The organism is Micromonospora sp. U56 (assembly GCF_018070095.1).
GTDB classification, from domain to species: domain Bacteria; phylum Actinomycetota; class Actinomycetes; order Mycobacteriales; family Micromonosporaceae; genus Micromonospora; species Micromonospora purpureochromogenes.
In genome coordinates, this window is record NZ_JAGPYL010000059.1 from 1 (window position 1) to 25,068 (window position 25,068).

General features: G+C 74.5%; 17 protein-coding genes. 11 read left to right on the top strand and 6 right to left on the bottom strand.

Going from position 1 to position 25,068, the window contains the following annotated elements; all coding sequences use genetic code 11:
• Positions 1 to 341: 341 nt before the first annotated feature.
• Positions 342 to 968: an NADPH-dependent F420 reductase gene (locus tag KBX37_RS19755; protein WP_210777418.1), complete on the top strand. Its 627-nt coding sequence runs from the start codon at positions 342 to 344 to the stop codon at positions 966 to 968.
• 64 nt (positions 969 to 1,032) lie between these two features.
• Here KBX37_RS19755 and KBX37_RS19760 read toward each other — a convergent pair whose 3' ends face one another.
• The 3 genes from KBX37_RS19760 to KBX37_RS19770 form a co-directional block, all read right to left on the bottom strand.
• Positions 1,033 to 2,841: a VanW family protein gene (locus KBX37_RS19760; RefSeq protein ID WP_210777419.1), complete on the bottom strand. Its 1,809-nt coding sequence runs from the start codon at positions 2,839 to 2,841 to the stop codon at positions 1,033 to 1,035.
• A 315-nt stretch (positions 2,842 to 3,156) separates the two neighbouring features.
• Complete coding sequence (locus tag KBX37_RS19765) at positions 3,157 to 4,425, bottom strand: hypothetical protein (protein ID WP_210777420.1); 1,269 nt, start codon at positions 4,423 to 4,425, stop codon at positions 3,157 to 3,159.
• Between the two features lie 10 nt (positions 4,426 to 4,435).
• Entirely contained in the window at positions 4,436 to 4,948 is a 513-nt protein-coding gene (locus tag KBX37_RS19770) for a SigE family RNA polymerase sigma factor (protein WP_210777421.1), read from the bottom strand.
• Between the two features lie 172 nt (positions 4,949 to 5,120).
• Here KBX37_RS19770 and nudC point away from each other — a divergent pair, with 172 nt between their 5' ends.
• Positions 5,121 to 6,044 (top strand): NAD(+) diphosphatase, encoded by a 924-nt coding sequence (gene nudC, locus KBX37_RS19775; RefSeq protein WP_210777446.1) that lies wholly within the window; start codon positions 5,121 to 5,123, stop codon positions 6,042 to 6,044.
• Between the two features lie 135 nt (positions 6,045 to 6,179).
• On the opposite strand, the gene KBX37_RS19780 is transcribed toward nudC, so the two are convergent.
• The gene (locus tag KBX37_RS19780; RefSeq protein ID WP_210777422.1) at positions 6,180 to 7,391 is read right to left on the bottom strand and encodes a polysaccharide biosynthesis protein; all 1,212 of its coding nucleotides are present in this window, start codon (positions 7,389 to 7,391) and stop codon (positions 6,180 to 6,182) included.
• A 167-nt stretch (positions 7,392 to 7,558) separates the two neighbouring features.
• Here KBX37_RS19780 and KBX37_RS19785 point away from each other — a divergent pair, with 167 nt between their 5' ends.
• Positions 7,559 to 8,314 carry an FkbM family methyltransferase gene (locus KBX37_RS19785; protein ID WP_210777423.1) on the top strand — a complete coding sequence of 252 codons (756 nt, stop codon included), beginning with the start codon at positions 7,559 to 7,561 and terminating at the stop codon, positions 8,312 to 8,314.
• Positions 8,315 to 8,329: 15 nt separating this feature from the next.
• Here KBX37_RS19785 and KBX37_RS19790 read toward each other — a convergent pair whose 3' ends face one another.
• Positions 8,330 to 10,705 carry a hypothetical protein gene (locus KBX37_RS19790; RefSeq protein WP_210777424.1) on the bottom strand — a complete coding sequence of 792 codons (2,376 nt, stop codon included), beginning with the start codon at positions 10,703 to 10,705 and terminating at the stop codon, positions 8,330 to 8,332.
• A 149-nt stretch (positions 10,706 to 10,854) separates the two neighbouring features.
• On the opposite strand from KBX37_RS19790, the gene KBX37_RS19795 reads away from it, so the two are divergent.
• Both KBX37_RS19795 and KBX37_RS19800 read left to right on the top strand, forming a co-directional pair.
• Positions 10,855 to 12,573 carry a hypothetical protein gene (locus KBX37_RS19795; RefSeq protein ID WP_210777425.1) on the top strand — a complete coding sequence of 573 codons (1,719 nt, stop codon included), beginning with the start codon at positions 10,855 to 10,857 and terminating at the stop codon, positions 12,571 to 12,573.
• Positions 12,570 to 12,734: a hypothetical protein gene (locus tag KBX37_RS19800; protein ID WP_157745799.1), complete on the top strand. Its 165-nt coding sequence runs from the start codon at positions 12,570 to 12,572 to the stop codon at positions 12,732 to 12,734. The genes KBX37_RS19795 and KBX37_RS19800 overlap by 4 nt, the downstream gene beginning before the upstream one ends.
• Positions 12,735 to 12,807: 73 nt before the next feature.
• Here KBX37_RS19800 and KBX37_RS19805 read toward each other — a convergent pair whose 3' ends face one another.
• Positions 12,808 to 13,968 (bottom strand): glycosyltransferase family 4 protein, encoded by a 1,161-nt coding sequence (locus tag KBX37_RS19805; protein WP_210777426.1) that lies wholly within the window; start codon positions 13,966 to 13,968, stop codon positions 12,808 to 12,810.
• Positions 13,969 to 14,229: 261 nt separating this feature from the next.
• Between KBX37_RS19805 and KBX37_RS19810 the strand changes: the two genes are divergently transcribed.
• From KBX37_RS19810 to KBX37_RS19835, 6 genes are all read left to right on the top strand, one after another.
• A complete protein-coding gene (locus tag KBX37_RS19810; protein ID WP_210777427.1) occupies positions 14,230 to 15,891 on the top strand; it encodes a substrate-binding domain-containing protein in 1,662 nt (553 codons plus the stop codon).
• Entirely contained in the window at positions 15,888 to 20,408 is a 4,521-nt protein-coding gene (locus tag KBX37_RS19815; RefSeq protein WP_210777428.1) for an alpha-(1->3)-arabinofuranosyltransferase, read from the top strand. The genes KBX37_RS19810 and KBX37_RS19815 overlap by 4 nt, the downstream gene beginning before the upstream one ends.
• On the top strand, positions 20,405 to 21,220 hold the full coding sequence (locus KBX37_RS19820) for a bifunctional 2-polyprenyl-6-hydroxyphenol methylase/3-demethylubiquinol 3-O-methyltransferase UbiG (protein WP_210777429.1): 816 nt from the start codon (positions 20,405 to 20,407) through the stop codon (positions 21,218 to 21,220). Before KBX37_RS19815 ends, KBX37_RS19820 begins: the two co-directional genes overlap by 4 nt.
• Before the next feature lie 69 nt (positions 21,221 to 21,289).
• Entirely contained in the window at positions 21,290 to 22,477 is a 1,188-nt protein-coding gene (locus KBX37_RS19825) for a DUF3068 domain-containing protein (protein ID WP_210777430.1), read from the top strand.
• Positions 22,478 to 22,873: 396 nt separating this feature from the next.
• On the top strand, positions 22,874 to 23,479 hold the full coding sequence (locus tag KBX37_RS19830) for a DUF6230 family protein (RefSeq protein ID WP_210777431.1): 606 nt from the start codon (positions 22,874 to 22,876) through the stop codon (positions 23,477 to 23,479).
• 82 nt (positions 23,480 to 23,561) lie between these two features.
• On the top strand, positions 23,562 to 25,049 hold the full coding sequence (locus KBX37_RS19835) for a DUF6114 domain-containing protein (RefSeq protein WP_210777432.1): 1,488 nt from the start codon (positions 23,562 to 23,564) through the stop codon (positions 25,047 to 25,049).
• The last annotated feature ends 19 nt before the right edge of the window (positions 25,050 to 25,068 follow it).

The following is a 25,068-nucleotide window of genomic DNA, read 5'->3' on the forward strand; positions in this document are numbered from 1 at the left end:
TAAGCCCTCCAGCGCCGATGGTACTGCACTCGGGAGGGTGTGGGAGAGTAGGACACCGCCGGACAACCATTCAATCAGGGCCACCCCTTTCAAGGGGTGGCCCTGATTGGTATATCCACCCCCGGAAATCAACCTGCCCCTCGTTCGGCGAATCGCCCGGGTGACCCACGTCTTCTCGGTACCGTCGGTGCGGGACCCGCGCCGCCGCGTGGTCCCCGCCGTGATGGCGGAAAACGTGACGTGGAGTACGCCTTGTCCGCAATCGGTGTGGACCGGTCGGGGTACCTGTTTCACCGTACGACCGGAACTGACCGTCGGGACCGGCGGAGGCAGGAGTGGTCATGAAGATCGGAATCATCGGCTCGGGGCACATCGGTGGGACTCTCACCCGGCGGCTGCGCGCCCTCGACCACGACGTGACAGTCGCCAACTCGCGGGGGCCGCAGACCCTCACCGACCTGGCGCAGGAGACCGGCGCCACCGCGGGCACGGTGGAGCAGGCCGTGCAGGATGCCGAACTGGTGATCGTGGCGATCCCGCTGCTGGCCGTCCCCGAACTCCCCCCGGAGCTGTTCGACGGCAAGGTGGTCGTCGACGCCGACAACTACTACCCGCAGCGCGACGGCGACATCCCCGAGCTGCTGGACCGCAGCCTCAGCTCCAGCCGGTGGACCGCCGAGCACCTCAAGGGCGCCCGGGTGGTGAAGGCCTTCAACAACATCCAGGCCCAGCACCTGATGGACAACGGCCGCCCGGCCGGCGCCGGCGACCGGATCGGCCTGCCGGTGGCCGCCGACGACGCCGACGCGAAGCAGCTCGTGATGCAGCTGGTCGACTCGCTCGGCTTCGACCCGGTCGACGCCGGCACCCTCGACGAGAGCTGGCGGCAGCAGCCCGACACCCCCGTCTACGGCACGGACCGCGACGCCGACGGCGTACGGCAGGGACTGGCCGAGGCGCGGCCCTGAGCGGGCGTACGACAGAAGGAAGCCCCGCCAGCGATCAGCCGGCGGGGCTTCGTCCTGCCCGCGGTCAGGCCGGCTCGGGGCCGCAGATGAAGCGGGGCTCGGCGTCGTAGGTCCAGCTGAACTTCTCCCGCTTGACGACCTTGCCGTCCTTCTTGATGACCCGGAAGGCGTCCTGGGAGAACCCGTCGCTGCCCACCGCGGCGATGCAGGTGGGACCGGGCTCCAGGTGGACCGTCTTCGGCTTGGTGATGTTGCGGCGTGGGCCGTACTCGGTCTTGACGCTGTCGTAGATCTTCGTGCTCCAGATCGACACGGTGATCGTGCTCGACGTGTACGAGGTGTCGATCAGGACGCCGTGCGGGGTGTTGTTGCGGAACTTGAAGTCCAGGTCCGGCCAGAAGATGGTCGACTCGATCACCGCCGGGTAGCGGCTGAAGTAGAACGAGTGCGGCTTGTGCTCGACGTCCTCCAGGCCCGCGTAGTAGGTGGCGTTGAACAGCGTCGTGGTGAACTGCGAGACGCCGCCACCCACGCCGGGCACCAGCTTGCCGTTGACGATCACCGGGGCGTCCTTGTAGCCCTGGTCGTACCCGCGCTCGCCGGTGTGGCCGTTGAGGGAGAACGTCTCACCCGGCTTCACCACCGTGCCGTCGACGTCCTTGGCGGCCTGGACGATGTTCTGGCTGCGCGGCGAGGAGAGCCCGCCGGGGAACCGGGTGGTGAAGGTGGAGACGCGCTCCTTGATGCCCAGCGCGCCGAGCTTCGCCTCGGTCAGCTCCGGCTCGGCCGGCTTGAGCTGCCCGCTGACCGTCCGCCCGTCCGCCTTGGGCAGGACGGCGAGCAGGTCACGCCCGAGGGCGGCCGAGTCGAGCTGCTGGCCGGCGCGGCCGGGCACCATCTTCGGCTTGCCGCCGGAGATCGTCATCGTGGCGTCCTTCGGCGGCGACTCGATCGACGCCAGCTTGTCGCCGAGGGCGGCGCGCAGGCGCTTCACGTCCACCCGGGGGGTCAGCTTGCCGGCCTCGTCGGCGGAGAAGCGCAGGCCGCGCGCGATCGCCGCCGGCGGGATGGTCACGGTGCCCTTGTCGGTGGTGAGCGTGACCGGCTCGGCGACCGCCGGCCGGGCCAGCTCCTCGACCAGGCGGTCCACCTCCTCGGCGGTGGTCGCCGGGGCCTGCTCCACCAGCGGCACGGTCACCTGCCCGCCGGCGAGCCAGCCCTTCGTGACGACCTGGGCGGAGTGTTCCCGGTCCACCGACAGGGCCGGCTTCGGGTACACCGGCTTCGGGGTGGTGCCGGTGAAGATGATCGCCGGCATGGTCATCTCGCGACCCTGCTTGCCCAGGACCCCGCGCAGCGCCGCGTCCAGCCGGTCGGCGTCGACCGTGACCACCGGGTCGACCGTGCGGGAGCCGAGCAGCCGGCTCACCGGGGGCGCGTCGGCCTCGGCGGCCGCCGCCACCGTGGCCTCGACGTCGACGGCCAGGCCCACGTCGGCCGGCCTGATCTCCGCCTTCTGCTCCCCCACCAGCACCGTCAGCGGGGCGTTCAGGGTGGCTGCCCGGCGCTCCAACTCGGCGCGCAGCTCCCGGGCCGCCTCGTCCCGGCTCCGGCCGCCGAGCTCGGCGCCGAGCACCGTCGTGCCCCGGGGCACGTCCCCGGCGTACGCGTAGGCACCGGCACCGCCGACACCGGCCAGCACCACGGCGGCCAGGCCGCCGGCGAGCAGCAGCCGGCCCCGGCGCGACCGTGCCCAGCCCGAGCCGGGCTTGCCGGTCGGCTCCGGCTCGTCGCCCGGCCAGGACACCGCGGTGACCTGCACCGTGGGCCGGTCGTCGGAGACACGTTTGTCGCCGTACAGGGTCACAGCCACCTCTATCGGGACGTACCACGTGGGGGGCTGCGGGCCCCCGGAGAAACACCTACGGTAGCCAACTCTCGGCCGGAGGACATCGTGCGGGGCGGTCAACATCGTCACCGCGTGTCGACCCCGGCGGCCCCGCTCGCCCGAAGCCGCCGCCGCAGTGGCACGGGTGTCCCCGCGAACGCCCAGTGGCACGGGTGTCCCCGCGAGCGCTGGCGAGAGAGGGCCGACCCGGCCGGGTCGGCCCTCGCCGGGATCTCCTGGTCTCCAGGTGATGAACTTTGCCCTACGGACCGACCGATTGCGGAGATCTGCCGGATCCCGTTACCGGCAGCGCCACACGACAGCCTGGATCGTGTCCGTCGCGTCGTCCGACTGCCCGGCGACAGTGCGCCCGTCATCGCTCAACGTGGTCGCGATATTGGACACGGCGGTCGGCTGTCCGCCGGCCAGAGCCGGCAGCACCACGGGCTCGGCGTCGGCGACGAGCACCGCGCGCCCCTGCTTGTCCGTGCCGACCTGCCAGCCCTGCGCGTTCACCTCGTTCGGGAACCCCTGCAACTCCCCGAAAACGCGGACCTCTCCGGTGCGGACGTTCCACCGGACCGCCCGCGCGTTGTTCGCCCGGTCGGCCTTCGTGCCCTTCCCCCCGCGGGTGAGCCGGCTGGCCACCCCCGTCGCCCAGCCGTTCCGGATGCTGAAGGCCCGGGCGCTCCCGGTCTGGACACCGTCGATGCGTGGCATCGGAAGCTCGCGGTGGGTGCCGTCCGGGAACCAGACGTACGGCCGCTCATCGTTGATGGTGCCGACCGTTGTGCCGTCCTCGTCGATGTCGCGGGCCGTGGCCACCGACGTGCCGGCGGGCACCGGCAGCCGGACCGGCTTCGCGGTCGCCGACGGCCAGACCAGTGCGGCGCGGCCGGTGTCGTCGCCCACGATGGCTCCGGCGTCGTTGATCGCGTACGCGGATCCGCGCCGCACGCCCTGCAGCGGCGAAACCTCGCCGTCGTGGTAGACGTACGGGACCGGGCCGGTGTCCTCCTCGCTGCCACCGGCCCAGCTCCAGCCGACCGCGGTACCCGCCGAGTTGACGTCCTGCAGCAATTCCTCGTCGCCGGGGAGCATCACCTTCTGGACGCTGCCGTTGTGCCAGACGACAGCCTGGTAGCTGCCGGCCTTCGGGTACGAGCGCCCGACGATGTACCGGCCGGTGGGGGCGGCGCCGGTAACCAGTGCCATCGGGGCGTTGTCCGGTACGGGCAGCCGGTTGAGCGTGCAACTGGTGGGCGGGGTCGCCGGCGCTGCGCTCCAGCCAGCGGTGCCCGGGATCGTGTACTCCGCCTTTGGCGGGGCGGAGGCGGTGGTGCGCGGCGCACCGGTCGCCGCGGTCTGCGAGGGGGCGGGGTTGAACACCCCTCCCGCGACCGAGGCGCCGGCGACGGCGAGCGCGGTCACCGTTGCGGCGCCCGCGTACCCGGCGCCGCGGCGGACCCGGCGGCGCCGGCCGTCGGCGATTGCGCGCTGGACGTCCACGGTGGAACGGGTGCGCGGCTCGTCGTTGAGCGACCGCAGCAGATCGAGTTCGGATGGCATGATCGGCTCCTCAGTTCAGGGCGGAGAGAGTTGCGAACTCCCGCTCACCGAGCAGGCGCCGCAGCGTGGCCAAACCTCGGGACGTCTGGCTCTTGACCGTGCCCGATGAGCAGCCGAGCATTCCGGCCACCTCGTCGACCGACAGGTCGTAGTAGAACCGCAGCACCAGCACGGCCTGCTGCCGGCGGGGCACCCGGCTCAGCGCCGCCCGGACGATCTGACGCTCCTCGACGCCGGCGTCCTCGAACGGCGGTGGCTCAGGTGTCTCGCGAAACAGCCGCACCCGCGCCCACGCCAGCCGTCGCTCGTCCACGTACGTACGCACCAGCATGGTCCGGACGTACGCGTCGAGATGGTCGGCGGCCTGCGCACGCCGCCACTTCACGTACAGCGTGGTGATGGTCTGCTGGACCAGGTCATCGGCGCGGTGCTCGTCGCCGGCCAGGAGGTACGCCAGCCGCCGCAGCGCGGGAATCCGCGCCGTGACGTAGTCGACGTACTCCATTTCCGAACCATCCCGCATCGCCCGTCCCTCCGTTGGGTCATCACCCCTCAGACGGGCGCGGACGATCACCCGGTTGTCCGGTCCCGCAAACTGATCGCGTAGGCCGGTGCGGCCACCGCTGGTGGCGCACCGCATCGGCCCAGCGGCAGCCGGCCCCGCTCACCCGACGGTCCCGCTGCCGTGGCACGGTGTGCGGGTGGCGGATCGGGTGCTGGCGTACGGCGGCGGATGGCTGGACCGGGCGGCGGCGCTGCGCGGCAACCGCGAGTGGATCTCCGCCCGGCTGACCGATCCCGGGGCCGTGCTGCTGCCGCTCTGGCGGGACCACTGCCTCGTCGACGCCGACCAGACGCCGGTCCGGCTGCACCCGGCCGACGCCCCCGAGGTGCTCGCCGCCGCCGACGAGACCGTCTTCCTGGGGCGGGACGGCGAGGCTCCGGTCTTCGCCGTGGACCTTTCCGGGCGTACCGCGCCCGAGGCGGCCCGGTTGGCCGGCGCGGCCGCCACCGCGGACGTGCGCGCCCTGGTCGCCTGGCTCGACCCGGCCCAGGCGGCGGTGCAGGCGTACGCGCGCGGGCTGCTGCACTGGCACCGGCAGCAGCGGTACTGCGGCAGCTGCGGCTCGGCCACCCTGGCACGCGACGGCGGGCACGTGCGGGCCTGCTCGGGACCGCGCTGCGGACGGCTGCTCTTCCCCCGGATCGAACCGGCGATCATCGTGCTGGTCGAGGCGCCCGGGTCGCCCGACCGCTGTCTCCTGGCCCGGCACGCCGGCGCTCCGGAGGGGGCGTACTCGACGCTGGCCGGGTTCGTCGAGGTGGGCGAGAGCCTGGAGGACGCGGTCCGCCGGGAGATGGCCGAGGAGGCCGGGGTGACCCTCTCCGCGCTGTCGTACCAGGGCTCGCAGGCCTGGCCGTTCCCGGCCGGGCTGATGGTCGGGTTCCGGGCCACCGCCGCCGCCGAGGAGGTCCGGGTGGACGGCGTGGAGCTGCTGGAGGCGCGCTGGTTCACCCGGGACGAGCTGCGCCGCCGGGCGGCCGAGGGACGGCCGCTGGGCCGGCCCGACTCGATCGACCACCACCTGCTCGGCAGCTGGCTCGCCGCCGGCGACTGAGGTACGCCCGGCCGCTCCCGACACCGGAGATCGACTCCAGCTCGCCGTGGTGGGGGTGTTGCGGCCGCTCGGACACCTCGACATCGCCGAAACGGAGTGATCAGGTGCCGGGCCCGCCGGCCGGGTCGCGGCGAGTCAGGGCCCGGGGGACGGGTCGCGGGGGCGCAGCGCGAGCCAGGCCATCCCGGCGGCGGTCAGCGCGGCGGCGCCCAGCGCGCAGGTGAGGATCCCCTCGACCGTGCGCGGCGCGACCAGCACCGCCGCGCCGGCCAGGCCGACGGTGGCCACCCAGAGCGGGGCGGCCGGGAACCGGGCGCCGCTGGCCACCCGGTCGTTGACCAGCATGAAGACGACCGCGTAGAGGGCGCCGGTGGCGGCGAAGAGCGGGGCCTCGCCGGCCAGGTGCAGGTAGTCGGCGCCGCCGGCCAGCCGGAACGCCAGCTCGCCGCCGAGCGCGGCGGCCCCCACCAGGACCGCGCCGCAGGCGAGGATGACCGCCAGGCCGAGCGCCCGGGCCCGCCGGTCGCCCTGCGCCAGCCGGGGCAGCGCGAGCAGGGTCACCACCTGCGGCGCCCAGAGCGCGCCCTTGGTGAGCACCGCGCCGACCGCGTACGCCCCGGAGCCGTCCGCCGGCAGCAACTGACGGGCGAGGAGCAGATCGGCGTACGAGATGGTGAGCATCGCCAGCGTGGCCCCGCACGCGGTCATCACGTGGGTGGGTCGCAGGCCGCCCTCCGGTGCGGCGGACGGTCCCGGGCGGGCGGGGCGGGCCAGGCGAGCGAGCAGCGGCAGGACGAGCAGCCCGGTGCCGGTGGCGAGCAGCAGCGCGGTGACCGGGCCCGCGCCGAGCGCCAGACCGACGATCAGCCCGCCGTAGCGGCCGACGGCGAGCACGGTCATCCCGGCGGAGAGGCGCAGGAAGCGCTGGTCGCCCTGGAGCTCGCCGAGCCAGCGGCCGGCCAGCACGGTGGCGAAGGTGGTGGCCGCGAGCAGCAGGGTCAGCGCCACCGGCAGCCGTAGCAGGACGGTGAGCAGCGGCGCTGCCGCGACCGTGACTCCGGCGGTGACTCCGGCGGTGAGCAGCGCCAGCCGGCCGGTGGGCGTGGGGCCGCGCCGGGCGCGGTGCACGGCGACGGCGATCTGCAGCCCGAAGCCGGGCACGGCGGCGATCGCGCCCAGCGCCAGCACGGTGGCCAGCGCGCCCAGGTCGGCCGGGTCGAGCCGGCGGGCGCCGAGCACCGGCACCAGGTAGGCCAGGGCGTTGCTCAGGGTGGTGGCCACGGTGACGGCGGCACCGGCGGCACCGAGCCGCGCCGCGCCTGCGTCCCTGCCGATGGTCTGTGTCATGCCGCCCCGAGTGGCCCACGCTGCTCCGACGACCGCGGCTCGCGGCCGGCGACGGCCGCGACCTCCCCGGCCCGACCGGGGAGACGGTACCGCTCCACCGTCCGGCCGTCAGCCCCGCACCCGCGACCCCTGCCCTCGCGGCCGGGAAGGGTCTAGTGTGCTGCCCCATGGCGTCGACGAACGTGGCCGCGGCAGCGACCTCCGGGCTGGCCGCGAAGCTTCCCGAGCGGTGGGTGGCGGACGGGATCCGGCTGGTCTATCCGCGGGTGGAGCCCGAACTGGCCCGGCTGGCCGACTTCGTGCCGCGCGGCGGCACCGCCGTGGACGTCGGCGCCTGGTACGGCCCGTGGACCGCGCGCCTGCTGCGCCGCGCCGACCGGGTCGTCTCGGTCGAGCCGACGCCCCCGCTGGCCCGCCAGCTGCGCACCGCCTTCCCCACCGTCGAGGTGGTCGAGGCGGCCGTCTCCGACCACGAGGGCACCGCCGCGCTCTACCTGCCCGACGGCGGCGCGATCGTCGGCACCTCGTCGCTGGAGCAGCCGGAACAGGGCCGCCCGGTGCAGGTACGCCGGATCACCCTGGACTCGCTGGGCCTGACCGACGTGCGTTTCGTCAAGCTCGACATCGAGGGGCACGAGCTGCCGGCGCTGCGCGGCGGGGCGGAGACCATCCGCCGCGACCGGCCGGTGCTGCTGATCGAGGTGGAGGAGCGGATCCAGCCGGTGGAGCCGCTGCTGGAGCTGCTCACCGGCTGGGGTTACCGGGGGTACGTGCTGCCGGGGCGTACCTGGGTGCCGCTGGCCGACTTCGACCTCGGGCGGCACCAGCGGGAGGCGATCGCCCGGGTGGGCCAGAGCTTCGCCCGTCGGGTGCTCTGGCCCCGCCCCCGCTACGTCAACTCGGTGCTGTTCCGGCCGGAGTGACCCCGGCCGGGGCCGTCACTGCTGCGGCGTCGGGGTGCCGATGGCGACCTCGTTGGTGCAGAGCGTGACGCCGGGGTCGGCGACGCTCAGTTCGGCCGTGTCCCCGCCACCGGTGAACTCGAAGAAGATCTGGTTCAGCCCGGCCTTCACCGGGAACCGCTTCTCCTTGCCCCCGAACCGGAACGTGGCCGTGCTGTCGCCGGAGCTGAGGTAGCCGATCCGGACCACCCAGAACCAGTCGTCGCGCGGCCCGGTGAGCGGCATCCGCACCGTCTCGCCGTCGGTGACCTTCCAGCCGCAGGCCTGCTCCGGCCCCGGCTGGACGGTGGGGCCGTCGATGCGGACCGGGGTGATCCGGCCGGTGGGGTCGAACAGTGACGGCGCCGCCGCCTCGGTGACGAAGACGGGCCGCTCCGGCAGGGCGCGGAAGAACGTCGACTGCCGGTTGTACGGCGCGGAGAGCGTGGGCACCACGTCACCGGGGACCGGCTGGTCGAAGAAGACCGTGCCGGGCGGGGCGGCGGCCAGTTCGGCGCGGACGGTGTCCAGGTAGGTGCGCCCGGCCTTGACCGCCCACTCGTCGCCGAACCGGGCGGTCGTCCAGGCGGTGCCGAGACCCCCGGCGACCAGGGCGAGGGCCAGGCCGGCGGAGACCGCCTCCCGGTGACGCACCAGCACGGCCGGGGGCGGCGGGTCGTCCGGGTCCCGGCCGCCGGTGAACGCCGCCAGCCCGGCCGGCTGCTCCGGCCGGTCGGCGGGCGGCTCGGTGGGGGTCGGGTCGCCGGTCCGGTCCGCCGGGTTGGGCGCGGCGCTGGGCGCAGCCGGCGGGGTGGCGGTCGGCGGGGTCGTGGCGGCGCCCGCGCCGGCCCGCTGCGGTGGCGCGTCGAACGGTCGCGCGGCCGACGGACGGACCGGGGGCGGCAGATCGTCGTCGTCGTACTCGGCGTGCAGGACGCCGTGGCCACGGTAGGCGGCGGCCGGCATGGCGACCCGGGGGGCCGGCTCGGGGCCGGCCGGGCGCTCGACGTCGGCGGCGACCCGCTCGGGCTGGGCGGCGGACCGGTCCGGGTCCTCGTCGTCGGCGCTTCCGGTCGCGGTGCGGGTGGGCGCGCCGTCGGCGGCGGTGGTCGCCGGGGTCCCGTCGCCGTCCGCCCGCGCGGCAGCTGCGTCGTCCGTGGCCGGGTCGGTCTCGTCGGCCCGGTCCGCCGGGGCCGGGTCGGCGGGGGCGAACCGGTCCGGCACCGGCCGCAGGCCGAGCAGCGCGACGCCGATGCAGAGCGCGGCCACCACCACCACGTCGCTGACGTACCGGGGGACGGCGCCGGCGACGTCGCTGTAGATCGAGCCCAGCCGGGTGGCACCCAGCAGGGCGGTCACCAGGGTCAGGTACGACGCCAGCAGCAGCCAGGCCCGGCCGGCGACCCGGCGCAGCCGGACGGTCAGCACCACCAGCACCAGGAAGGCCGCCCAGGCGATCCACCGGCCCAGCTCCGGCGGCGCGGTCACCGGGGCGCCGTCACCGGCCGGCAGCCAGCGCCATGGCCCGCCCAGCAGACCCGGCACGACGGTGGAGCCGAGCAGCTGCCAGAGGAAGGAGAGGACCTCGCCGAGCGAGTCCGGCCGGCGCAACGACGACTCCGCCCGGGAGCCGTAGAGGGCCAGGAAGCCCAGCGACATGGCGGTCAGCAGCAGCCACGACGGCCAGTACCTGCGGACGGTGGTCAGCACCGCCCGTACCGGCGGGCCGCCGACGAAGAGGAACGCGGTCAGCAGGAAGACCAGCGGCACCACCAGCAGCGCCTTCTCGAAGAAGAGCAGCCCGAAGAGCACGGCCAGGCCGAGGGTCACCAGGTGTCGCCGCCGGCCGGTACGCACGTACCGGACCTGGGCACCGACCGCGAGCACCATGGCGATCTGCATCGGCAGCATGTTCACCCCGACCGCCCACCAGGAGGTCGCCTCCAGGGTCAGCGGGCTGAACAGGAACACCGCGAGCGGCACCAGCAGCGCCCAGCCGGGGCGGACCAGGGTGCGCAGCAGCCGGGCGAAGCTCACCGCGAGCACCGCCTGGGCGGCGGTGAGGAGCAGGACGTACGGCCAGTAGGCGAGGCCGGCCGCCCGGGTCACCAGCCAGGTGGCCAGCAGCGCTGCCGGCATGAAGTGGTTGTTGTAGAGGGTGAGCAGGAAGCCCGGGGTCAGGTCGGCCTCGGCGGCCCGGGCGATCAGCACGTAGTCGTCGACCGCCAGGTAGCCGCGGGAGGCGAGCTGCGCCCGCCAGACCAGGCTGACCAGGATCATGGCGACGGCCACCGCCCGGACCGGGTGGACGCGCGCCCAGCCGCCGATGAGGCCGGTCCCTTCGGGGGAGGTGGTCGTGCCGGTCGATGCCATGGCGGGAAGACTGCCACACCGGCCACCTGGCGTCCCATCAGGTCATCGGGTGGTTCCCGGTCGTCGCGGGAGCGCGGCCGGGGCCGCGTACAGTGGCGAGCCACCACGGCGCGGTCGGGTCGCGCCCGGCAGGCAGTGGGGGTGGACGGATGCGTGGACGGCTGGTGCCGTACGGCGTGGCCGCCGCCGTGGCGGCGGTGGTGCTCGCCCCGCTGGCGCTGCCCGGGTACGTCCTCACCTACGACATGGTCTTCGTGCCCCGGCAGGCGTTGAGCTGGGACGTGATCGCCCCGGCCTCGGCGCTGCCCCGGGCCGTGCCGCAGGACGCCGTGGTCGCGCTCGCCACCCAGCTGATGCCCGGCTGGCTGCTGCAACGACTGGTGCTGGTGGCGATCCTCTGGTTCGCCGCGCTCGGCGCCGCTCGGCTGGTGCCCACCACCCGCACCGCCGTACGGGTGGTCGCCGCCCTCGGCTACGCCTGGACGCCATACCTGGCCGAGCGGCTGCTGCTCGGGCAGTGGGGGCTGCTGCTGGCGTACGCGATGCTGCCCTGGCTGGTGGCGGCGGCGCTCGGGGTGCGCGCGGGCCGGCCCGGGGCGCTGCCCGGGCTGCTGCTGGCGGTGGCGGTCTCCGCGATCACCCCGACCGGCGGGTTGATCGCCCTGGTGGCGGTGGCGGCGCTGGTGCCCGGCCGCTACCCCGGCGCGGCCCGCCGGGCGGGCACCGCGCTCGCGGTGACGGTGCTGCTCAACGCGCCGTGGCTGGTGGCCGGGCTGGGCAGCGCCACCGGGGGCCGCTCCGACCCGGCCGGGGTGCCGGCCTTCGCCGCCCGCGCCGAGAACTGGGGCGGGTCGCTGGTCGCGCTCGCCGGCACCGGCGGGATCTGGAACGCGCTGACCGTTCCGGCGTCCCGCCAGGCCGCGGTGGTGCCGCTGGCCACCGGGCTGCTGCTGCTCCTCGCCGGGTACGGCCTGTCGCTGCTGCGCCGGCGCTGGCCGGCCGGCGCGCCCGCCCGGCTGCTGGTGCTGGCCGCCGGGTCGTGGCTGGTGGCGGCGCTCGGCGTGCTGCCCGGTGGGGTCGCGCTGCTCGGCTGGCTGGTCGACACGGCGCCCGGTGGCGGGCTGGTACGGGACGGGCAGAAGCTGCTCGTCCCGTACGCGCTGGCCCTCGCGGTGGCCGTGGCGCTCGGCGCGGAACGGCTCGCCGACCGGCTGGCCACCCGGTTCGACCGGACCACCGGCACGGTGCTGCTGGTCGGCGCGGCGATGCTGCCGGTGGTGCTCCTGCCCGACCTGGCCTTCGGGGCGCTCGGCCGGTTGACGCCGGTGAACTACCCGGCGGACTGGGCGGTGGTCGCCCGGCAGGTGGCCGACCGGCCGGGTGAGGTGATCTCCCTGCCGTTCCAGGAGTACCAGCGGTACGCCTGGAACGGCGGCCGGGTGGTGATCGACCCGGCCCCGCGCCTGCTGTCGTCGCCGGTGCTGATCGACGACACCCTGTGGGTGGGTGACGTCGCGGTCGGCAAGGAGGACCCGCGCGCGGCCCAGGTGCGCGACCTGCTCGCCGCCGGCCGTCCGCTGGCCGCCATGGGGGCGCGCTGGGTGCTGGTGCAGCGGGCGTCGGGACCCGCCGTGCCCGTGACCTCGCTGGTCGGGCTGCGGCTGACCCACGCCGGCCCGGAGTTGACCCTCTACGAGAACCCGGCCTGGACGGCCCCGGCCGGGCGGAACGACCCCGGCCCGGTCGGTTACGCCCACCTGTTGGCCGGAACGGTGGTGTTGGCCATCGGTTTTTCGGGCACTGCGCAGGTGCTGCGGCGCGTGGTAGCGTCCCGGCACGCGAGTCCCGCGGAAGGAGAAGGTGGATGAGGAACCTGCCCGCGTTCGTCGCCGTCGGGGTACTCGGGGTCGTGCTCGGCCTGCTCGGCAGCGTCGGTCTGGCGAATGCGCTCAGCCCGTCCGCCAAGGAGGCCGCCAACTCCAAGGTGAGTGAGCAGAGCTCCGAGAGCACGCTGTACGGCACGCGCTGAACCACCGTCGACCGGGGCGTCCGCTGCTGCGGGCGCCCCGGTCGCATGTCTGCGGCAGTTCGCGCGCCGGCCGTCAGCGGGTGGCGGTGAGCCGGGCGACCAGCTGCGCGAAGCGTGCCCCGGTCGCGGCCCAGGTGAAGCGGGCCGCGTGCGCCAGCGCCGCCTCACCCATCGCCTTGCGCCGCACGTCGTCCGCGAGCAGCTCGCGCACCCGGTCGGTGAACTCGGCCTCGTCGTCGACCAGCAGGCCGGTCTCGGTGTCGACCATCGCCTCGGCGACGCCCCCGGCGTAGCGGAACGCGACCGTCGGGGTGCTCCGGGCGGCGGCCTCGACGATGGTCAGGCCCCAGCCCTCCTTGAGCGACGGGGTGAGCGCCAGCCAGCAGGAGGAGAGCACCTCGTGCTTCTCCTCCTCGCTGATGAAGCCGGTGAACCGGACCCGGTCGGCGACGCCGAGGGAGTCGGCGACCTCCCGCAGCGGCTGCTCCCACCAGCCCTGACCGGCCACCACCAGCTCCAGCTCCGGCAGCTCCCCGGCCAGCTCGGCCACCGTGCGCATCGCGATCTCGACCCGCTTGTGCGGCACCAGGCGGCCCAGCACCAGCAGCGACGGGTGGGCGGTGCGGGGCAGCGGCGGGCCGGTCACCGGCGGGGTGCCGTTGGGCACCACGTCGATCCGTTCCGCGTCCACCCCCAGCTCGGCCAGCTCGGTGCGGCTGGCCTCGGAGACCGTCACATAACGGCAGCGCCGGTAGAGCCGGACCGCCAGCCAGGACTCGATCCACCAGCCCAGCCGGCACATCCACGGGCCGAAGACCACCGGCCACTGCTCCCGGTGCACATGGTGCACCAGGGCGAGCACCGGGCGGCCGGCGTACAGCGGGGCGAAGAACGGCACGCCGTTGCAGACGTCCACCACCAGGTCCGGCAGGCCGCCGCCGCGCCGGCCCAGCGGGCCCAGCCCGAACCGCCCGGCCAGGTAGGTCAGGGCCGCGCGGGCGTACACCGTGTGGCGGCTGCCGCGGCGCAGCACGCGTACGCCGTCGGGGTTGGTCTCCTCCGGGCCGCCGTTCGAGTGGGCGGCGCAGAGCAGCGTCACCCGGTGGCCGGCGGCGACCAGTTCGGCGGCGATCCGCTCGATGTAGACCTCGGAACCGCCGCCCTCCGGATTGCTGGTGTCGCGCCAGTTCAGGAACAGCACGTGGCGAGCGGTGGTGCTGCTGGAGGTGTCCACGCTGCTCCTACCGGTCAGTAAGTGGCACGATCGCGCCACCCTAGGGCGGCCCGGGCCGCGTACGCAATGGGTCGGACCGGCAGCGACGATCGGATAACAGCTCGTAGACCGGGGGTTTGCCGGGGACCCGAAACCTTGGCAGGGTGTGTCAGCGCGGCACGATGCGGGGTCGGTGAACACGCCGGTCGAGGCCGTCCGCGACACCCGTGACCTGCGGCAGCGTGCCGGCGGACGGGCGAGGAACGAGTAGGGGAGGCAGCCGTGGTGGGCGATGTTCCGGCGCGGTTGCTCGCCCGCCGTTCCCCGGTGGTGCTGCTCAGCGCGGCCCTGGTGCTGCTGCTGGTCGGCTGGGCCGGGTACGTCTGGCTGCGCGACGAGCGGGTGACGCCGGAGTGCGCCGAGCGGGTGCGGCTGCGGGTGGCCGCCGCCCCGGTGGTCGCCCCGGCGGTGGACCGGATCGCCCGCGCGTCGGTCGGCCGGCAGCCCTGCGTGTCGATCGCCGTGGAGTCCCGGGAGTCCGACGCCGTCGCCGCCGAGCTGGCCGGTGGCGCCGAGGTGGCCGACGCCTGGCTGCCCGAGTCGACGTTCTGGCTGCGGCGGGCGCGTGCCGCCGGCGCCTTCGAGGTGCCCGGGCAGGGCACGTCGGTGGCGAGCACCCCGGTGGTGCTCGCGGTGACCGAGCCGGTGGCCCGCCGGTCGGGCTGGCCGACCAAGCCGCTGACCTGGGCGCCGCTGATCGGCCCTCGGGCCCGCGCCGGGACGGTCGGGCTTCCCGACCCGGCCGCCGACCCGGCCGGGGTGGCTGCCCTGCTCGGCGTCCGGGGGCTCGCCGCCGGGGAGCGCGATCCGCGCGCGGTGGTGGCGGCGACGCTGCGCCGGCTCGCCGGGCACACGTTCAGCCCCACCGGTACGCCGGCCGCGCTGCCGCCGGGCGCCGGGCTGCCCGGCCGTTCCGACGCGGTCGCCACCACCGAACAGGCGGTGCTCGGGCACAACGCGCTGGCCGGCGCCGGCAAGCTGGTCGCCGCGTACCCGGAGGTGGCGGTGCCCTCGCTCGACCTGCCGTACGCCGTGCTGCCCGCCGCGCGCGACGCCGTGCGGGACGCCGCCGCCGGCTTCCTCAGCGACCTGCTGACCAGCGCCTCCCGCGAGGTGCTGACCGGATACGGCTTCCGCACCGCCGCCGGCTACCCGCCGGCGATGCCGCGCGACCGCCGCCTCGACCCGGCGGTCCGCGAACCGGTGGCGCTGCCGGCCGAGGAGACGGTCACCGAGATGCTGACCGGGTGGAGCGGCGTGCAGCGCAGCGCCCGGATCCTCACCGTGCTGGACATCTCCGGCTCGATGGCCGCCCGGGTGCCCGGCGGCGGCACCCGGCTCGACGTCACCCTGGGCGCCGCCCGCGAGGGCGCCGGGCTGCTGCTGGACAACAGCGAGCTCGGGATCTGGGTCTTCTCCACCAAGGTCGACGGCGACCGGGACTACCGGGAGATCCTGCCGGTCCGGCCGCTGCGTGCGCAGCGGGCCGCGCTGGCGCAGCGGCTGGCCGAGGTGAAGGTCAAGCCGAAGGGCGGCACCGGCCTGTACGACTCCACCCTGGCGGCCTACCGGGAGGCCCGGCGGCACTGGACCCCGGGGCGGATCAACCTGGTGCTGGTGATGACCGACGGGCGCAACGAGGACGCCGAGGGCATCGACCGGAAGAAGTTCCTCGCCGAGCTGGCCGCCATGCAGGACCCGCGTAGGCCGCTGCCGATCGTCTTCGTCGGCCTCGGTCCGGACGTCGACCCGGACGAGCTGAATGCGATCGCCAAGGTAACCGGCGGGCAGGTCTACCGCACCGACCAGCCGAAGGGGATGCGGCAGATCTTCTTCACCGCCCTGGCCAAACTGAGCTGCCTGCCCCCGGAGTGCCGCCGGTGACCGCCGCCCCGGCGCGGCGGGTGCTGGACCGGATCGTCCGGCCCGTCCGCGAGGCCCCCGCCACCGCGCTCAGCCTGCTGCTGCTCACCGTGCTGGCGTTCGCGCAGCGCCCCGGCCAGGTCACCTTCGACACCAAGCTCGACCTGGCGGCGAACCCGCTGCACTTCATGGCCCGGGCGCTGCACCTGTGGAACCCGGAGGCCACCTCCGGGGAACTCCAGAACCAGGCGTACGGCTACCTCTTCCCGATGGGGCCGTTCTTCGGCGCCGGGCAGCTGCTCGGCGTGCCGCCGTGGATCACCCAGCGGCTCTGGTGCGCGGTGCTCTTCTGCGCCGCCTTCTACGGCCTGCTGCGGCTGGCCCGCGCGTTCGCCATCGGCACCGAACCGACCCGGTACGCCGCCGCGCTCGGCTACGCGCTGGCGCCCCGGATGCTCACCGAGATCGGCGCGCTCTCCTCGGAGGTCCTCTCCGCGGCGATGCTGCCCTGGGTGCTGCTGCCGCTGGTCCAGGTGAAGCGGATCGGCTCGCCGCGCCGGGCCGCCGCGCTCTCCGCGCTGGCCGTGCTCGGCATGGGCGGCATCAACGCCGCCGTGGTGCTGCTGGCCCTGGTGCTGCCCGGCGTGTGGCTGCTCACCCGCCGCTGGGACGCCGCCCACCTGCGGCTGGTCGGCTGGTGGTGCGTCTGCGTGATCGGGGTCTGCCTCTGGTGGATCGTGCCGCTGCTGCTGCTCGGCCAGTACAGCCTCCCGTTCCTCGACTACATCGAGTCGTCCACCACGACCACCGCGGTCGCCTCGCTGTTCCAGGCGGTACGCGGCACCAACCAGTGGGTGGCGTACATCGTCCAGGGCGACCCGTGGTGGCCGGCGGGCTGGCTGCTGATCGACCACCCGGCGCTGATGGCGCTCACCGCGGTGGTGGCGCTGATCGGCCTGGCCGGGCTGGCCGGCAACCTGCTGCCCGAGCGGCGGTTCCTGGTGCTCGGCTTCCTGGCCGGGCTGACGCTGCTCACCATGGGCTACGTCGGCAGCCTGGACAGCCCCCTCTCCGAGCAGGTCCGCGACCTGCTGGACGGCCCGCTGGCGCCGTTCCGCAACGTGCACAAGCTGGAACCGGTGCTGCGGCTGCCGCTGATGCTCGGCTTCGCGCACGGCGTCGACGCCTGGATCACCCGGCTGCACACCGCCGCCCGTCGCCGCCGGCCCGGGCTGCGGTTGCGCCCGGTGGTGTTCGTACCGGTCTTCGCCCTGGTCCTGGGCGCGGCCGCGCCGGCCTGGACCGGGCTGCTGCGCCCCGGCCCCGGCTGGTCCGACCTGCCGCCGCACTGGCGGGCCGCGGCCACCTGGCTCGCCGACCGGGACGCGCTGGCCCGCACGCTGGTGGTGCCCGGCTCCGGCTTCGGCCAGTACGACTGGGGACGCACCGTCGACGAGCCGTTGCAGTCGCTGGCCGGTGCGCCCTGGGCGGTGCGCCACCAGATCCCGCTCGGCTCGATCGGCAACATCCGGATGATGGACACCGTCGAGACGGTGCTGGCCGGTGGCCGCGGCTCGGCCGGGCTGGCCGACTTCCTGGCCCGCTCCGGCTTCCGGCACCTGCTGCTGCGCAACGACATCGACCGGACGCAGACCGACGCCCCGCCGGTGGCGGTGCTGCGCCGGGCGCTGGCCGGGTCGCCGGGGATCACCCGGGTGGCCACCTTCGGCAGCACCGACGCGGTCGGTCGGGCCGCCGGCAGCCCGGTCGACGACGACGCCGGCCCGCTGCCCGCTGTCGAGGTGTACGAGGTGGACCGCCCGGTGCCGGCCGCCTCGGCGGTGCTCACCGCCGACGTGCCCACGGTCAGCGGCGGCCCCGAGTCGCTGCTGCCCCTGCTCGAGCAGCGCGTGGTGGAGCGGGACCGGCCGGTGGTGCTGGCCGGGGACCGGCCCGACGCCGACGTCGGCGCCACCGGCGACCGCTGGATCGTCACCGACGGCCTGCGCCGCCGGGAACGGGACATCGGCCGGGTACGGGACAACCTCAGCCAGACCATGACCGCCGCCGAGTCGGGCCGGCAGGGGCGGGTGGCCCTCGACCTGCTGCCCTTCGGTGGCCGCCGGCACCAGACCGTCGCCACGTACCAGGGACTGCGCGAGGTCAGCGCCTCCACGGCGGCCAGCTTCGTGGACAACCTGGCCCCGGCCGACCCGTCGCACCTGCCGTTCGCCGCCGTCGACGGCGACGCCGGCACCGCCTGGCACTCCGCGGCCCTGGCCGGGCCGGTGGGGCAGTGGCTCCAGCTCGACCTGGACACCCCGCGCGAGGTCCAGCAGGTTTCCCTGGCGTTCGTCGACGACCTCGGGGTCGGCTGGCCGGTGACCCGGTTCCGGATCAGCACCGACCGGGGTTCGGTCGACCACGATGTCGCCGCCGGGCTCGGCGCGCAGACGTTCTACACCCTGCCCGGGGCCACCAGCACCATCCGGATCACCGTGCTGGCGGTGGCCGGCAACCGGCTCGACGGCGGGGTGGGCATCCGGGAACTCACCGTCCCCGACGTCACGCCCCACCGGGCGCTGCGCGTGCCGACCGACCTGCCGGCCACCGGCACCGGCCCGGTCTCCTGGTCGTTCAGCCGGGGCGCCGGGGACCGGCCGGCGTGCTTCCCCGCCGACGCGCCCGAGGGCGACAGCGGCGCGGTCCCGCCCGGCTCCGACGCGGTGCCGGTGGCGCGGTCCACGGCCGGTGTCCGCCCGGCGGGCAGCGTGGTGCGCTGCGACCGCTTCCTGGCCCGGGTCGGCGAGGAGCCGCTCGGGGTGGACCGGGTGTTCCGCAGCAGCACGGCGGGCACCTACCAGCTGACGGTCACCGCGGTGGCCCGCCCCGGTGGCGCGGTGACGCTGGCCGGGGCGTCGGTGACCGCCGGCGCCTCGTCGTACCTGGCCGGCGACCCGTCCGTGGCCCCGTACGCGGCGGTCGACGGGGACCCGGGCACCGCCTGGCTGGCCGGCACCGGCGACCTGCGACCCACCCTCACCCTGCGCTGGCAGGGGCAACGCCGGATCGACCGGCTCCGGCTGCGCCCGGCCGACCTGCCGATCGGCTCGCCACCCACCCGGGTCGAGGTGCGCGCCGGTGGCCGTAGCGAGCTCGTGCCGGTCGCCCCGGACGGGCTGGTCCGCTTCGCCGCGGTGCGGACCGACCGGGTGGAGATCGTCGTGCGGGAGGCAACCGACCGGGTGGCGGACCGGCGCGGCAACGGCTGGACCGCGACGGCCGGCATCGCCGAGGTGGAGATCCCGGGGCTGGCGATCCGGCCGCTGCCCGCCGGCACCCGGATCTCCGCCCCGTGCGGCACCGGCCCCGCGGTGGAACTCGACGGCTTCCGGTACGACACCGCGGTCACCGGCACCCTCGGCGACGTCGTCGCCGGGCGGCCGATGCCGGTCACCCTCTGCGGGGAGACCGGCGCGGTGATGGACCTGCCGGCCGGCGGCCACCGGTTGGCCAGCTCCCCGTCGCGCGGGTACGTGGTGCAGGACGTGACCCTGCGGCCGGCCGGCCCGGCGCTCGCCGCACCCCGGCACCGCGACGTGTCGGTGCTGGACTGGGCGCCGACGCAGCGCCGGGTCCGGGTCGCCGGCGGGGAGAGCGCGCTGCTGGTCGTACCCGAGAACGCGAACGCCGGGTGGACGGCCACCCTGGACGGACGGGCGTTGCCGGCCACCCGGGTCGACGGGTGGCAGCAGGCCTGGGTGCTGCCGGCGGGGGCCGGCGGCGAGGTGCGGCTGGAGTTCGCCCCCGACCGGGCCTACCGGGGCGGCCTGGCGGTGGGCGCGCTGACCGCGCTCGGCGTGCTGGTGCTCGCCGCCTGGCCGGCCCGGCGGCGGCCGGAGGACGGGTCCCCGCTGCCCGCGGAGAGCGCGCCCTGGTTCGTCGGGACGCTGCTGGTGGTGCTGCTCGCCGCGCTCGGCGGGGTGCTGCCGGTGGCGATCGTGCTCGCGGCGATGCTGCTGCGCCAGCTCGCCCGCCGGGCGCTGCCGGTGGTGGTCTTCGGTGGTCTGACCGTGGCCACGGTGGTCGCGGTCGCCGGCCGGCTGCGCGGGCACGGCCAGGAGTGGGCGTACGGGACCTGGGTGCAGGCGGCGATGCTGGTGGCGATCGGCGCGGTGGTCGCGGCGGTGGTCCCGGTCCCGGGCGCGACCTCGGCGACCCCCGGGCCGGCGGCACCGACCGACCCGACCGCCCCCGGGGCGGCACTGCCCGATGACGCCGGCGTCTCCGGGACGCCGCGGACGGACGACGGCGCCGGTGGGCCGCCTGGCGGCCCCGACGCGCCCGCCGCGCCGCAGGCCGACGCGTCCGCTACGTGGCTGGGCGGGGCCGACGCGCCCGGTGCGCCGCCGTCCGACGTGTCCGGTGGGACGCCGGGTGGGCCGGCGACGGGCGATGACGAGGTGGGTGCGACAGTTCCGGCGGACGGTGACCGGCCGACCGCCGGTGAGGACGAGGACGGGACGGTAGTGCGATGACCGTTGGACAGGGACCGGCAGCCCGCCGCCGGTTCGCCACGCTGGGTCGTTCGGTGGCCCTGTTCCGGGCCTTCCTGGTCGAGCAGACCGACCCGGACCACTTCTACGGCCTGCTGGCCGACGACTCGGTACGCCAGGTCTCCGGCTACACCGGCCTGGCCGGGCGGACGGTGCTCGACGTGGGCGGCGGGCCGGGCTACTTCGCGCAGGCGTTCCGTGCCGCCGGCGCCCGCTACGTGGGCCTCGACCCGGACGTCGGTGACTTCTCCGCGGCCGAGTCCTCGGCCGGGATGCTGCGCGGCAGCGGCACCGCGCTGCCGGTGCGCAGCGGCAGCGTCGACGTCTGCTTCTCGTCGAACGTGCTCGAACACGTCTCGGAGCCGCATCGGATGCTCGACGAGATGGCCCGGGTGACGAAGCCCGGGGGCGTCCTGTTCGTCTCGTTCACCCCGTGGCTCTCCCCGTGGGGCGGGCACGAGACCGCGCCCTGGCACTACCTGGGCGGGCAGCGGGCCCGGCGGCGGTACGAGCGACGCAACGGACGCCCGCCGAAGAACCGCTTCGCCGAAACGCTCTTCCCGGTCTCGATCGCCGACGCGCTGCGCTGGGCCCGGGGCAATCCGGAGGTCGAGGTGCTGGACGCGCTACCGCGCTATCACCCCTGGTGGGGCCGGTGGATCGTCCGGGTTCCCGGGGCGCGGGAGATCGGCTCGTGGAACTTCCTGCTCGTGCTGCGCCGGGCCGATGAACGGCCGGAGGTTGCCGGGCAGGCGGAAAAAGTTGGGCTGACCGGGGGTCGCGTCCAGATGTGACCAGGTAGTAACCTCGCGGCCATCCCTCTGATCGACAACGACGAAATTGAGCTCCTCCAGGGAGGAAACATGAAGCACCGCGCCATCGGTGCCGTGCTGTTCGGGGTCGGCGTACTGCTCCTGGCGCTGGCCGCCGGGCTGGTGTTCGTCGTGACCCCCGCACTGACCAAGCTCCCCTACGACCTGAAGGCAGCGACGTCGGTGGCGGAAGCCTCCGGTGCGACGTTCCTGCAGATCAACAACGGGTCGATCAAGATCAACAATGGTGACCTCAGGTCGACCGTCCGGGTCAACCAGCTCAAGGACGAGACCGCGAAGCTGGGCGGCGACCTCGACGGCAAGGCCGTGGTGTGGCAGGTCGGTCAGACCGTCGACCGGGTCGACAACAAGGAGCTGGTCAGCGCGTATGGCGCCAAGCTGGCCATGGACCGGGTCTCCGGCGAGGCGCTGAAGTGGCAGGGCCAGTGGCTCGACGACACCGGCCAGCGCGACACCGGGATCCAGTTCGCCGGGCAGATCTACAAGTTCCCCTTCAACACCGAGAAGCGGGACTACAAGATCTTCGACCGGGACATGCGCCAGGTCCGCGACGCCAAGTTCTCCGGTACGGAGAACATCAAGGGCATCGAGACGTACCGGTTCGAGCAGGTCATCACCGACGAGCAGCTGACCCTCGACCCGAGCCGGCTCACCCCGCTGCTGGCCACCTTCGCCCCGGGTGCCACCGACGCCAAGCTCGTCTACAGCAACCAGCGCACCGTCTGGGTGGACCCGGTGACCGGGTCGTACATCAAGGTGCGCGAGGTGCAGAAGAAGGTCCTCACCCCGAACGTCGGCACGCCGACGACGCTGCTGGACGCGGACTTCACGTACAACGACGCGACCATCACCGCCTCGGCCGACCGGGCCAAGGAGAGCCGGAACAGCCTCCGGCTGATCAGCGTCTACGTCCCGGTGGGCCTGGCCGTGCTGGGTCTGGTGCTGATGATCGGCGGCCTGCTGGTGGCCCGCCAGGGTGCGGTCGCCGCGGCCGGCGAGGCGCGGCACCGCGCGGACGTCCCGCCGGCCCCCGCTCCGACCCGCTACGACGAGCCGGTCGTGGACGAGGAGCGGCCGACCGCCGAGCAGCCCGCCGTGGACCGCGAGGGCGGCCCGCTGAGCGACGAGATCCCGCCCGCGTCGACGAACTGGCGCGCGGACGACGAGCCGACGGTGCCGACCCAGCGGCCGGCGTCGGACGAGCGGGAGAAGCACTGACGCGATAGCACTCCGAAGAGGGCGGGTCGATTCGTCGACCCGCCCTCTTTCTGCGTTCGCGTCGTCACGCTCGGCACTTGTTACTTAATCGTAACTTGTCGATGGTTTGACTGCGCTGAGTCACCGGCTTGGCACCCGAATGCCCCTTTTAGAAGGTTGATCCGGTCGTGGATCCGGGGTCTCGTTCCACCGTGGGTGACGAGAGTCGATCACCGGGTGGTCCACAAGTTACGGGACCGTAGGTGAGGTCTTGTGACCCACGCCTCAGCGGGTGCACCATCATTCGGACGTTCGTTACTCGCCGGTAACAGGTGATACGGCCCGGCCCGGGACGCCCCCCGTCCACCGACCGGCACACCACCCCGAAGAGCACCGCCCCTCATCCAGGAGGAACCCGTGCAGGATCGGATCGAGAACCCGGGACGTACCCGGTGGCGGCGTTTCGCCGCGATGATGGTGCCCGCGACCGCAGCCGTCGGCGCCATCCTGTTCGGCATGCAGTCCGGCGCGATCGCGTCCGACATCACCGTCTCCGGCCAGACCTTCAAGATCGGTGCTGAGCGCCTGGAGGGCGACGGCTTCAAGCAGTACGGCGGCATCGTCAAGGAGAAGAACGGCAAGGTCCACCCCGTCGCCCTCTCCGAGATCAGCAGCGCCGAGCTGTACAAGCTCTGCCAGTCGGTCCGGGCCGACCTGCCCGGCCTGCCGGTGGTCCTCACCATCAACGCCGGTGACGACAAGCCGGCGACCGCCAAGGACATGCTGATCGCGATGGACAGCCTGGACGGCAACGCGACGTTCACCAACATCAGGATCGGCCGCGACGCCAGAGACCTGAACGCGTCGGCGCAGGCCGGCTCGTTCGGCCAGGACGCCCAGCACGTCACCATCACCGGCCTGGAGCAGGTGTCCCGCTACACCACGGCGGCCACCTTCAACCTGACCGGCCTCCGGCTGAAGGTCAACGTCGGGGACGCCGCCAAGGGCAAGGAATGCTTCTGAGCTGAGCGTGGCCCGCGGCGGGCACGCGCCGCGGGTCACGTCCCTGTCCCTCGTTCCCCCGCTCCGCCAGGAGGAGGAGTACGTGACAACCGCCGATCCGCAACACGCCCGCGCCGGTGGCCTCGGCCGGGCCTGGCGGGGGTTCCGCCGCTGGCGGCGGACCCGGCCGTTCTGGGGTGGCCTGCTCACCGCGCTGGCCGGGGTGGAGATGTTCGCCTCCACCCGGATGACCCTCAACGGCCTGAGCTTCCACTCCGGAGCCACCGGGCTCTACTCGCTGCTGATTCCCGTCATCCTGCTCACCTGCGGGCTGCTGCTCTGGTTCAGCCCGGGGCAGCGGCTCTTCTACTCGATCGTCGCCGCGGTCACCACGATCTACTCGCTGATGGGTCTCAACCTCGGCGGCTTCTTCCTCGGCCTGCTGCTCGGCATGGTCGGCAGCGCCCTCGGCTTCGCCTGGACGCCGCTCAGGTCGACCGACGCCCCCGCCACCGCGGTGGACGCCCCGGGTGCCGAGGACCGGGACACCGCCGGTTCCGACGACCCCACGCTGGCGGACGAGTTGCTCCCGACCCTGCCCCACCAGCGCGGCGACGCGCCGGCGTATGAGCAGGAGCGTCCCGCCCCGGCTCCCGCCGGCTACGACGCCCCGCCGGCCGGGCCCCGCGACCCGCGCTACCTCACCATGGTGCTGGTGGTGCTCGGCCTCTCCGCCGCCGGGCTGGTCGCGACCCGCCCGTCGCCGGTGCAGGCCGCCCCGGCGGTCCCCGCTCCGGCCGCGACCACCACCTGCCCGTCCGCGCCGGCCGCCACCCCCTCCGCCACCCCCGGCCGGAGCGTGCCGACCGCCACGCCGTCGGCCAGCGCGAGCCCGTCGCCGACCCCCACCCGCGACGGCGGGGTGCTCGGCGACATCCTGCGCGGGATCGGTGACCTCTTCACCGGGGGCGGGCGCCAGGAGCCGAGCGCCAGCCCCTCGGCCAGCCCGACACCGAGCGCGAAGGCGGCCGCGCCGACCGCCAGGCCGACCCCCACCGGTCGGACGTCGAGCCGCACCGGCTGCGCGCCGAGCCGGCCGAGTCGGCCGAGCCGGCCCGGCCAGGTCGAGCCCGGCAAGCTGCTGCCGCGGATCGCCCCCGAGCCGGGGCAGCCGAAGGTGGCCCAGCAGCCGTCCAAGTTGACCGGCTCCTCGGTCACCATGAGCTCGCTGCGGTTCGAGGGGATCGTCGACCTGCCGACCGCGAACGGCACGCTCAAGGCGCTGAAGTTCAGCATGAGCAAGGCGGTCACCGACGACTTCAAGCTGGTGGCGGACGGCCCGGCGGGGCGCAACCAGCAGTACGTCACCGACCGGCTCACCGTCCAGGGCGACGTGGCGTTCTACGCCACCCGCTTCGTCGGCCGGCTGCTCGGCATCAAGATCACGCTGACGCCGGACCTGCCGTTCCCGGACGGCATCCCGGTGACCCTGCCGATCTCGGTCACCTTCACCGACCCGGTGATCGACCTGGCGTTCGTCGACTGCCGCACGCTGACCGCCCGGCCGGCACTGAAGCTCAGTCTCTCCTGACCTGCGTCCCACCACCCCT

Coding starts and splice junctions, on each gene's coding strand:
- KBX37_RS19795 (WP_210777425.1), top strand. CDS start 10,855: ATGCGTGGACGGCTGGTGCCGTACGGCGTGGCCGCCGCCGTGGCGGCG.
- KBX37_RS19825 (WP_210777430.1), top strand. CDS start 21,290: ATGAAGCACCGCGCCATCGGTGCCGTGCTGTTCGGGGTCGGCGTACTG.
- KBX37_RS19755 (WP_210777418.1), top strand. CDS start 342: ATGAAGATCGGAATCATCGGCTCGGGGCACATCGGTGGGACTCTCACC.
- KBX37_RS19780 (WP_210777422.1), bottom strand. CDS start 7,391: ATGACACAGACCATCGGCAGGGACGCAGGCGCGGCGCGGCTCGGTGCC.
- KBX37_RS19790 (WP_210777424.1), bottom strand. CDS start 10,705: ATGGCATCGACCGGCACGACCACCTCCCCCGAAGGGACCGGCCTCATC.
- KBX37_RS19770 (WP_210777421.1), bottom strand. CDS start 4,948: ATGCGGGATGGTTCGGAAATGGAGTACGTCGACTACGTCACGGCGCGG.
- KBX37_RS19785 (WP_210777423.1), top strand. CDS start 7,559: ATGGCGTCGACGAACGTGGCCGCGGCAGCGACCTCCGGGCTGGCCGCG.
- KBX37_RS19765 (WP_210777420.1), bottom strand. CDS start 4,425: ATGCCATCCGAACTCGATCTGCTGCGGTCGCTCAACGACGAGCCGCGC.
- KBX37_RS19820 (WP_210777429.1), top strand. CDS start 20,405: ATGACCGTTGGACAGGGACCGGCAGCCCGCCGCCGGTTCGCCACGCTG.
- KBX37_RS19800 (WP_157745799.1), top strand. CDS start 12,570: ATGAGGAACCTGCCCGCGTTCGTCGCCGTCGGGGTACTCGGGGTCGTG.